Here is a 9,516-nt window from a genome sequence, read left to right as displayed (position 1 = left end):
AGAACACTCAAAGGACATAGCGACGCGGTCAATAGCGTCAGTTTCAGCCCCGATGGCAAAATTCTCGCCTCCGCTAGTGTTGACAAAACCATCAAATTATGGAGCAGTGAAGGACAGGTACTCAGAACACTCAAAGGACATAGCGACGCGGTCAATAGCGTCAGTTTCAGCCCCGATGGCAAAATTCTCGCCTCCGCTAGTAATGACAAAACCATCAAACTCTGGAAGTTTAATGGTAAGGAACCTAGAACGCTCACTGGGCATAATGACTATGTCAAAAGTGTCAGCTTCAGCCCAGACGGCAAGACTCTAGCTTCCGCTGGCGATGACAAAACAATCCTACTTTGGAGTAGTGACGGCAAAAAACTCAAGACTCTTACAGGGCATAGCGATGTTGTCAATAGCACGAGCTTTAGCCCCGACGGCAAAACATTAGCTTCAACAAGTACTGACCACACCATCAAACTCTGGAGCAGTGATGGAGAAGAACTCGTCACGCTCAAAGGGCATAGCGATGTTGTCAATAGCACGAGCTTCAGCCCCGACGGCAAAACATTAGCTTCGGCTAGTGGCGACGACACCATTAAACTCTGGAACTTAGATGACAAAAAACTTATAGCACTCAAGGGGCATAGTGGTGGTGTCAAAAGCATCAGCTTTAGCCCCGATGGCAAAACATTAGCTTCGGCTAGTGCTGACAAAACCATAAAACTCTGGAGCAGTGAAGGCAAGGAACTGACAAAGCTCGAAGGTCATTGGGATCAGGTCAAAAGCGTCAGCTTCAGCCCCGACAGCAAAACGCTTGCTTCGGCTGATGGTGACGGTATCATTAAACTCTGGAGCTTTAATGGCAAGGAACCCATGACGCTTAAAGGGCGTAGTGAGTGGATTAATAGCATTAGCTTCAGTCCTGATGGCAAGATTCTCGCTTCCGCTAATGGTAACAACACCATTCAACTCTGGAGCCGTCAAGGCAAGGAATTCAGGACGCTCACTGGACATGATAGTGAGGTTAGGAGTGTCAGCTTCAGCCCTGACGGCAAGATGCTGGCTTCAGCTAGTGCTGATGGTATCATCAAATTCTGGAACTTTAATGGCAAGGAACTCAACACGTTCACAGGGCATATTGATACGGTCAATAGCGTTAGTTTCAGCCCCGACGGCAAGATGCTGGCTTCGGCTAGTGATGACAAGAACATCAAACTCTGGAGCCGCGAAGGTAAGGAACTCAAAACGCTCACAGGACATACTAATAAAGTTAATAGCGTCAGTTTCAGCCCTGACGGCAAGATGCTGGCTTCAGCTAGTGCAGACAAGAGTATCAAACTCTGGAGCCGTGAAGGTAAGGAACTCACCACGCTCAAAGGACACAGCGCTGGTGTCAATAGCACGAGCTTTAGCCCCATTGGCAAGATGCTGGCTTCAGCAAGTGACGATCGCACCGTATACCTATGGAACTTGGAGCTATTGAACCGAGATGTTTTATGGCGGCGCGGGTGTAATTGGGTGCATGATTATTTGAAAACCAATCCCCCCAATGTCAGCAAGGAAGATCGTCATCTATGCAACTTTTCAAAGGAACGCTATTCTTTAACAAAATATTAGTAGCATTCACCACAACCTCCGCCGCTCCAGTGAAAAACTTGCGGTCAATCGTAGCTGGTAAATCACTGGGTTGGTGATAGTGAGAAGTACGTAGATTTGCGGTATCTGTTACTAGTACTGCTCCTACTCCTTGATACCAAAATGGAGCATGATCGCTGCGTAACACATCGGGTGTCAGCAAGCCTTTGAGGGGAACGGGTAGCTTCAGTATAGTCGGTGTTGATCCCCCCATGCCCCCCTTAAAAAGGGGGGTTTTCGATCCCTCATTGTTTGCCAAAATTCGGGGGGTTTTCGATCCCTCATTGTTTGCCAAAATTCGGGGGGTTTTCGATCCCCGCGTGCCCCCCGAATCTCGGGGGGTTGGGGGGTTCTCAAACGCATTCAGTAGTGGTAAGTGTTCGGCATCACCAATGACTGCCAAAAAATCTCCCTTGTCGCTTGGTGGTGTGACGGGCAAACCTACTGGATATTTTTGACACCCGGTATCGTAACAAGCGTAACCTACCATGTCCATGACAATCACACCCTGTAGGTTTTCCAAGTGGGTGCTATCTTTGACAAAAGCCTTACTACCCAAAAGTCCTGCTTCTTCTTTGTCGAAAAATGCTAATTGTAATGTCCTGGGTGTAGGACGAGAGCCAAGCAATCGCGCCATTTCCAGCATGACAGCAACTCCACTAGCGTTGTCATCTGCCCCAGGAGAGATATATACAGTGTCGTAATGCGCTCCGATCAGAATTGCTCCGGCTTTTTGATCGGTTCCTTTTCGTTCGGCAAAAATATTCACACCATCACTAAATTTTTCCAACTTGGGCTGCCAACCTAGTCTTTTCAATTCGGTGGTGATGTACTTGCGGGTACGCGATCGCTCGGCTGGCGTATATCGTGTAAAATTCAATCTTTGAACATGGGCAAATAGCTTGTCAGCAGACACCTGTAACAACGGATATGGAGATGGATAATTCTGAGCTTTTTGAATTGGTTGAGGTTGACTGACTCTAATCGTGTCAATAATCAGTGGCTGCTCATTTGTTGGTGGAAAAAGCTTGCTACCACCCACTACTATTAATGTCATTAGCACAAACAGCGCCAACCAAATCCATTTTTTCATGTCATCTAATTAATTGTGCGATCGCCAAGTTTGACGCCGTGTCTTTTGACAGAAACGTAAACTTCGCGTAAAGTTCCGGTTGAAACAAACATGCCTTGATTTTTTTGTTTAGTCTCCATCCTAATCGTAGAGACGTTCCGCCGGAACGTCTCTACACATATGATACACACGAACTATGATTGACTTGCTGCTGGCGATCGCTTTGGGGTTTTTAGGAAGTTTTGGACATTGTTTGGGAATGTGTAGTCCTTTGGCAGTGGGATTTTCCTTATCAAAACACGAAAGTCATAACTGGAGAAAGCAATTATATTTTCATCTCCTACTTAACCTGGGGCGATTACTCAGCTATGCCTTAGTTGGGGCTGCCATTGGGGCGCTGGGATCGGTGTTACTAAAAAGTGGACAATTAGCGGGAGTTGGTAGCGAGTTACGCCGTTGGATCGCAATCATCACTGGTGTAATGCTAATTTGGTTTGGGTTAGGACAAATAAAACCAGGTTTTTTGCCGCATATTCCAGTTTTACATCCTTTCTTAGGAAGTAATTTACATGCTCGCCTGAATGCCGGAATGGTAAAGCTTTCGTTACAAACAAAATGGTGGACTCCAGCCCTGTTAGGTATGACTTGGGGTTTAATGCCTTGTGGGTTCTTGTATGCTGCCCAAATTAAAGCCGCAGAAACTGGCAATATATGGATAGGAGCTGCAACAATGCTAGCTTTTGGGATAGGAACACTACCCACCATGATTGGTGTAGGCTTTTCCACTTCCTTGGTAAGTAAAGACAAGCGCAGCCAGTTGTTTCGCTTGGGCGGTTGGGTAACACTCACCATGGGTTTGTTAACTTTGCTGCGCACCGGTGACATCATGGTAGATTACACCGGACACGCTGCATTATTTTGTTTAATCCTAGCGCTCATTGCTCGTCCCATAAGTGGTTTATGGATAGCACCACTGCGTTATCGTCGTGTATTGGGAGTAGGGGCGTTCGTTTTATCTGTGATACATACGGCACACATGATGGAACATTCTCTACAGTGGAATTTTGCTGCCTTCTTTTTCTTACCGCAAGAGTATCAATTTGGTATGGCTGCTGGTGCAGTCGCGTTATTGTTAATGACTCCCGCTGCCCTTACCAGTTTTGACTCGTTGCAGAAGTCTCTGGGCAAGCATTGGCGGCTAATTCACTTGTTAAGTTTACCAGCTTTACTCTTAGCAACAATTCATGCAGTAGCGATCGGTTCTCATTATCTGGGTTCGCAAACGAACTGGGGAAACAAATTAGCAGTTGTGTTACTGGTAATTGTCACACTGGGTGTATTGCTGGTGCGTTTTCGCTTTGTTTGGTCAATTTTATTATTAGAAAAATATTATGTCCCGCCAACTAAATCACGCTAATAACGTATGTTTACTGCTATTAATAGCGATATTAATAACAAATATTTCTACAGTGTCTGCTCATAAGGTCACAATAGCAACAGATGTTGGTGCAACTCTTCATATCGAACCGAATGATAATCCCCGTGCTGGAGAGCCAGCCCAAGCTTGGTTTGCTCTCACTCGTAAAGGTGGTAAGGTTATTCCCTTGGCAGAGTGTAAGTGTGAACTAAGTGTATACAAAGAACCGCATAAACAAGGAGCGCCGCCGTTACTCGTGCCTTCCTTAAAACCAATGACAGCAGAGCGATATCAAAATATTCCTGGTGCAGAAGTAACTTTTCCTCAACCAGGCGCTTATCAATTAAAGTTAAGTGGCAAACCAGTAACTCAGGGCAGTTTCCAACCATTTGAATTAAAGTTTGCTGTTACTGTGGCGGCGGGAGTGCCAGTTTCCTCTTCCAGCTCTAAGAACAAAGTAGAAACTATCGAAAAAAAGGCACTACACCCTGAAAAATCGTCTTTATTTTGGAACATTACAGCTTTGGCTTCAGCATTTACTCTTATGGGTATCTCTTTGTTCGTTTTACAACGACTGAAGAGGGAATAGCTAATAGCTAATGGTTAATTGTTAATAGTAAAGAAAAATTAACAATTAGCAATTAACAATTAACAATTCTCAAGTTACTTATGCCGTTTCTGATGCCACTGCCATGCATGAGTAATAATTTCCTCAAGCGAAGAGTACTGGGGGTTCCAACCTAATATTTTTCTGGCTTTATCGCTACTGCCAATTAAAACTGGTGGATCGCCTGCACGGCGATCGCCTATCTTCACTGCAATCTCTTTACCAGTGACTAATTTGGCTGTTTCAATGACTTCTTTCACCGAGAAGCCGTTGCCATTACCTAAATTAAATACATTGCTGTCGCCATCTTTTAAGAGATATTCCAATCCCAAGACGTGTGCCTGTGCTAAGTCATTAACGTGAATGTAATCACGAATACAAGTACCATCGGGTGTGGGATAGTCAGTGCCGAAAACTGAAATAGATTCGCGCTTGCCCAAGGCAGTAAATAACGTGAGCGGAATTAGATGGGTTTCCGGGTTATGATCTTCCCCCAGTTTGCCCTCAGGATCGCATCCGGCGGCATTAAAGTAGCGGAAGCTGACTGATTTGAAATCGTATCCAATATCAAAGTCAGAAAGAATCCGCTCAACCATGAGCTTAGTTGCACCATAGGGGTTGATTGGATTTTGGGGATGATCTTCAGGAATAGGTAAGACTTGTGGCACTCCATATGTTGCACAAGTTGAAGAAAATACAAATTTCTTCACAGAAGCAGCCAACATGGCTTCTAATAAGGTAAGAGTGCCGACAACATTGTTACGGTAGTATTTCGCGGGATCGGTAACTGATTCTCCCACGTAGGCATAAGCAGAAAAGTGCATAACAGCAGCAATATCGCGGGTTTTAAACAAGTTGTCTAACAAGGCGCGATCGCCAGTGTCTCCAACGATCAGTTCCACTTTTAAAACCTGCTCTACCAAGTCGCGATGCCCGTAGGCAAGATTATCGAGTACTACCACCTCATAACCTGCTGCCAAAAGGGCAAGTACTGTATGAGAGCCGATGTATCCAGCTCCACCCGTTACTAGAATAGTGGACTTCCCAGAAGACATAATTTTCCCTTTAAATTCACAACTACTAAATTAATTTAAATTAAGAAGCAGATACTGAGCGAAGAAAATTACAAATATCTCTCCCCACTGGGGAGAAATTGCTCTAAAATCACTACGACGGTAGTCTTTGTTTGTCGGGTGTGAGGTATTGAAGTCAGGTGAGAGTGAAATTACAATTTGGCAATATAACTACACAGCCCATAACCTATAGGCTGACCGCATTCAATGGATTTAGGAGTTAATCTATGTTTGTACTGCTAAGCCGGGTATTACTGTGGCTGCTTCTCGGCACGATCATATTTTCTTTGTTCCAGAGATTTTATCCCTCAGGAACTTTTGTTGGACGATTAATTCTGGTGATTTTTCTGCTCATCGTCCTCCTTTCATTTGTTAACCCTAATGAACCAGCCGTAGCTTCTCTATGGAGGGTCATTTCTTTTCCGCTTAGACCATTGGGAGCATCAATATTGCTGATGATTCTAGGGGCACAGCGAATTAAAGGTGGGGGGGGAATGGACGCCCCAGGAGGGTACTTAATCGGTTGGGCGCTGACTATTTTACTTTTAGCAAGTACACCAGCTGTGGCTTACTTCTTGGTTCGTTCACCTGTAGCAGCTAGTTTACCGACAACAGGGACACTGGTGGCATTCAATCAAGATGCCAGCATGAGTTTGTCAGATTTAGTAGGTGATAGTATTATGCCTACTAAAGTAGCCCCCTACCTTTTACAAACTCCAGGCGACATTACCAGAAGAGGATTGCGGTTAGAAGATTTTGTTCCCAATGCTCAAACTTTGGCATTAACAACGGCAGTTTGGGACAGTTATCTTAACCAAGTTTACGGTTTCATCCGTCCTCGTTAGTAATTAGGCAAAAGTAAAAAAGGCAGAGGGTAACAGGTTTACCTTCTGCCTTACTTTTGATAAAACTGCTACACTTGAGCTAACGCAGCATAAAAAATTTTCACCCACTGCATTAATGACATCACAATCAAGACGGCTTGCTAAACTCGTTGCATACCTAAAACCCCATTGGCGAGAAGCAACACTTGGGATCATTGCCTTGTTGATTGTTAACGGGTTAGGTGTCTACATCCCCCAGTTGATTGGCAATAGCATTAATCAGCTCTTGGCAACCTTCATCTGGGATCAAGTTATACATTCTGCAGTGCTAATTACTTTGCTGAGTACATCAATGTGGTTAATCCGCATGGCCTCGCGCTTGTGGCTATTTGGTGTGGGGCGGCAGGTAGAATTTGACCTGAAACAAAAGATTTTTGAGCATTTACTCCATTTGGAGCCGTCCTATTTTGCCACCAACACTATTGGTGATTTGATTAGTCGGGCTACTAGTGATGTAGACAACATTCGCAGGTTGTTAGGTTTCGCTGTACTCAGTTTGGCAAATACGATATTTGCCTATGCTCTAACTTTGCCAGTCATGCTAGCTATTAGTGTAGACCTAACATTGGCAGCTCTTGGCGTATATCCATTGATGTTCTTGTTGGTGCATTTATTTAGCGATCATCTCCGCATACAACAGTTAGCAGTGCAAGAAAATCTTTCGGAAATCAGTGAACTGATTCAAGAGGACATTAGTGGAATTTCTCTAATTAAAATTTATGCTCAAGAGAAAAACGAGCGTCATGCTTTTGCAGAAAAAAATCAGCACCTATTATCTGCTAACTTGAAACTAGCAAAGACTAGAAATACTCTGTTTCCACTAATTACTGGGTTAGCTTCAGTTAGTTCTTTAGTATTAATTTGGCTGGGGGCTAGCCGGATTGAGAATGGAAATCTTGCTGTTGGCGATTTTGTCAAATTACTGATTTATGTTCAAAATTTGGTTTTTCCTACCGCTTTATTAGGATTTACAATTACTACTTACCAGCGCGGTGAAGTTAGTGTCGATCGCATTGAGTCGATACTCACTGTTACTCCCAAAATCAAAGATACAGTAGACCAGCACTCAATGCCACAAGATGTTGTCAAAGGGGAACTGAAAGCAAAAAACTTGACTTTCACTTACCCTGGAACCGCCTCACCAGCTTTAGTTAACGTTAACTTTACCATTGCGGCGGGAGAAACTGTGGCAATTGTGGGGGCAATTGGTTCAGGGAAGTCAACCCTGGCAAATGCTTTGCCTCGATTGTTAGATATTGAGCCAGGGCAGTTATTTTTGGATGGGGTAGATATTACTAAAATTAATTTAGCCGATTTACGTAGTGCGATCGCCTACGTTCCTCAAGACAGCTTTCTCTTTAGTACCACTATCAAAAATAACATTCGCTACGGAGATCCTGTTAGCGATCAACAACAAGTAGAATCTGCTGCTAAACTAGCACAGATTGATTCAGAAATTATCAATTTTCCCCAAAAATATCAAACCATCGTCGGTGAACGTGGTATTACCCTTTCTGGTGGACAACGACAACGTACTGCCTTAGCTAGGGCAATGTTAGTCAATGCTCCTGTATTAATTTTGGACGATGCTCTTTCCAGTGTTGATAATCAAACCGCTACAAATATTCTCAAAAATTTCAACCGTGATGTAAAACGTAAAACTGTGGTTTTCATCACTCACCAACTTTCAGCAGCGGCAACGGCAGACCGAATTTTTGTGATGGATAAAGGTGAAATTGTGCAAATAGGTACTCATACAGAATTGGTAAAACAGTCAGGGCTGTACAGAACCTTGTGGACTCAGCACCAAGTAGAAGAATTATTGCATTAAGTTTTTTGTTCGTATTTCGATACAAATATACAGGTAGGAGCGAACGCCAGGAGCGCTCCTACAATGCGTTGTTTTTTACTAAAAAGCTCCTACTCGCCCAATAATGACAACAACAGTTTTTACAATTACTAACAAATCATACAAAGGATGCCAATTTTTTTGATACTTTAGATCCAAATCAACGATTTGTTCAAAATCTTTAATCTTAGAACGACCGTTAACTTGCCACTCACCAGTTAATCCTGGTTTGACATTGAGACGTTGCCAGTGACGCTGATCGTAAAGTCTGATTTCATCAGCAGTTGGTGGACGAGTCCCTACTAAACTCATCTCGCCGACAAGAACGTTCCAAAACTGTGGTAGTTCATCTAAACTTGTACTTCTTAAAAAGCGCCCTACTCTTGTAACTCGAAAATCGTTTTTACTTTTAAATACTAATCCGTTAGCTTCATTTTTGACTAAACTCTTTAATTTTTCCGCATCAACTACCATTGAGCGGAATTTCCGGAGGCGGAAAGAGCGTCCCCGCAGTCCATATCGTTCTTGTGTGAAAAAAATTGGACCCTGGCTATCGATTTTAATCGCAATTGCAATTGGCACAAACACAATTGCTAGTATGAATAGCCCTACCAAACTACCCACAATATCTAAACAACGTTTAAATTTAGAGTTTACAGAAGGGTGGTGGGTAAATTGTGATTCCCAAGATTCTGAAGTTGCACCTTCAACAACTGTTGTCAATTGTACTTGATACATTGTCAAGCCGAATAAGTTAGTTAAAGACGTATAATTACGTAACTTTATTTTGAATATAGACTTAAGTTTTGATGAATTTGATCCTGATTCACAGTATTTTCACTGAATCTTCATGAATAAGATGATGATAAGGACTTTTTATAAATTTGGAGTAAAGTAAAATCAATATATCCTCCGGCGGATGAAAAATATTTTTATTACTGATATTTGCATATGTTTATGTTAGAATTTGCTACCAATTGTTGTTAATACT

General features: G+C 43.1%; 8 protein-coding genes. 5 read left to right on the top strand and 3 right to left on the bottom strand.

Features of this window, described 5'->3' with window-relative positions:
• On the top strand, positions 1-1,605 hold a 1,605-nt coding region (locus ICL16_RS45030; protein ID WP_202895861.1), incomplete at its 5' end, for a WD40 domain-containing protein.
• Here ICL16_RS45030 and ICL16_RS34310 read toward each other — a convergent pair.
• Positions 1,541-2,716 (bottom strand): M20/M25/M40 family metallo-hydrolase, encoded by a 1,176-nt coding sequence (locus tag ICL16_RS34310; protein ID WP_190836055.1) that lies wholly within the window; start codon positions 2,714-2,716, stop codon positions 1,541-1,543. The two genes, ICL16_RS45030 and ICL16_RS34310, sit on opposite strands and share 65 nt — an antisense overlap.
• A 175-nt stretch (positions 2,717-2,891) precedes the next feature.
• Here ICL16_RS34310 and ICL16_RS34305 point away from each other — a divergent pair, with 175 nt between their 5' ends.
• Complete coding sequence (locus tag ICL16_RS34305; protein WP_190836054.1) at positions 2,892-4,112, top strand: urease accessory protein UreH domain-containing protein; 1,221 nt, start codon at positions 2,892-2,894, stop codon at positions 4,110-4,112.
• Between the two features lie 52 nt (positions 4,113-4,164).
• Complete coding sequence (locus ICL16_RS34300) at positions 4,165-4,701, top strand: hypothetical protein (RefSeq protein ID WP_337907184.1); 537 nt, start codon at positions 4,165-4,167, stop codon at positions 4,699-4,701.
• Between the two features lie 74 nt (positions 4,702-4,775).
• On the opposite strand, the gene galE is transcribed toward ICL16_RS34300, so the two are convergent.
• Positions 4,776-5,774: a UDP-glucose 4-epimerase GalE gene (galE, locus tag ICL16_RS34295; RefSeq protein WP_190836052.1), complete on the bottom strand. Its 999-nt coding sequence runs from the start codon at positions 5,772-5,774 to the stop codon at positions 4,776-4,778.
• A 245-nt stretch (positions 5,775-6,019) separates the two neighbouring features.
• Here galE and fraI point away from each other — a divergent pair, with 245 nt between their 5' ends.
• Positions 6,020-6,637 (top strand): septal nanopore formation protein FraI, encoded by a 618-nt coding sequence (fraI, locus tag ICL16_RS34290; protein ID WP_190836051.1) that lies wholly within the window; start codon positions 6,020-6,022, stop codon positions 6,635-6,637.
• 115 nt (positions 6,638-6,752) lie between these two features.
• On the top strand, positions 6,753-8,507 hold the full coding sequence (locus tag ICL16_RS34285; RefSeq protein WP_190836050.1) for an ABC transporter ATP-binding protein: 1,755 nt from the start codon (positions 6,753-6,755) through the stop codon (positions 8,505-8,507).
• Positions 8,508-8,585: 78 nt separating this feature from the next.
• Here ICL16_RS34285 and ICL16_RS34280 read toward each other — a convergent pair whose 3' ends face one another.
• Entirely contained in the window at positions 8,586-9,263 is a 678-nt protein-coding gene (locus ICL16_RS34280; protein WP_190836049.1) for a sugar transferase, read from the bottom strand.
• Positions 9,264-9,516 lie beyond the last annotated feature (253 nt).

The sequence above is a fragment of the Iningainema tapete BLCC-T55 genome, from assembly GCF_014698965.1.
GTDB classification, from domain to species: Bacteria; Cyanobacteriota; Cyanobacteriia; order Cyanobacteriales; family Nostocaceae; genus Iningainema; species Iningainema tapete.
This window is presented reverse-complemented; position numbering and strand designations above follow the sequence as displayed.

Bases quoted from the DNA above. Each gene is read 5' to 3' on its own strand.
- ICL16_RS34310 (WP_190836055.1), bottom strand. From the start codon at position 2,716: ATGAAAAAATGGATTTGGTTGGCGCTGTTTGTGCTAATGACATTAATA.
- ICL16_RS34305 (WP_190836054.1), top strand. From the start codon at position 2,892: ATGATTGACTTGCTGCTGGCGATCGCTTTGGGGTTTTTAGGAAGTTTT.
- galE (WP_190836052.1), bottom strand. From the start codon at position 5,774: ATGTCTTCTGGGAAGTCCACTATTCTAGTAACGGGTGGAGCTGGATAC.
- fraI (WP_190836051.1), top strand. From the start codon at position 6,020: ATGTTTGTACTGCTAAGCCGGGTATTACTGTGGCTGCTTCTCGGCACG.
- ICL16_RS34285 (WP_190836050.1), top strand. From the start codon at position 6,753: ATGACATCACAATCAAGACGGCTTGCTAAACTCGTTGCATACCTAAAA.
- ICL16_RS34280 (WP_190836049.1), bottom strand. From the start codon at position 9,263: ATGTATCAAGTACAATTGACAACAGTTGTTGAAGGTGCAACTTCAGAA.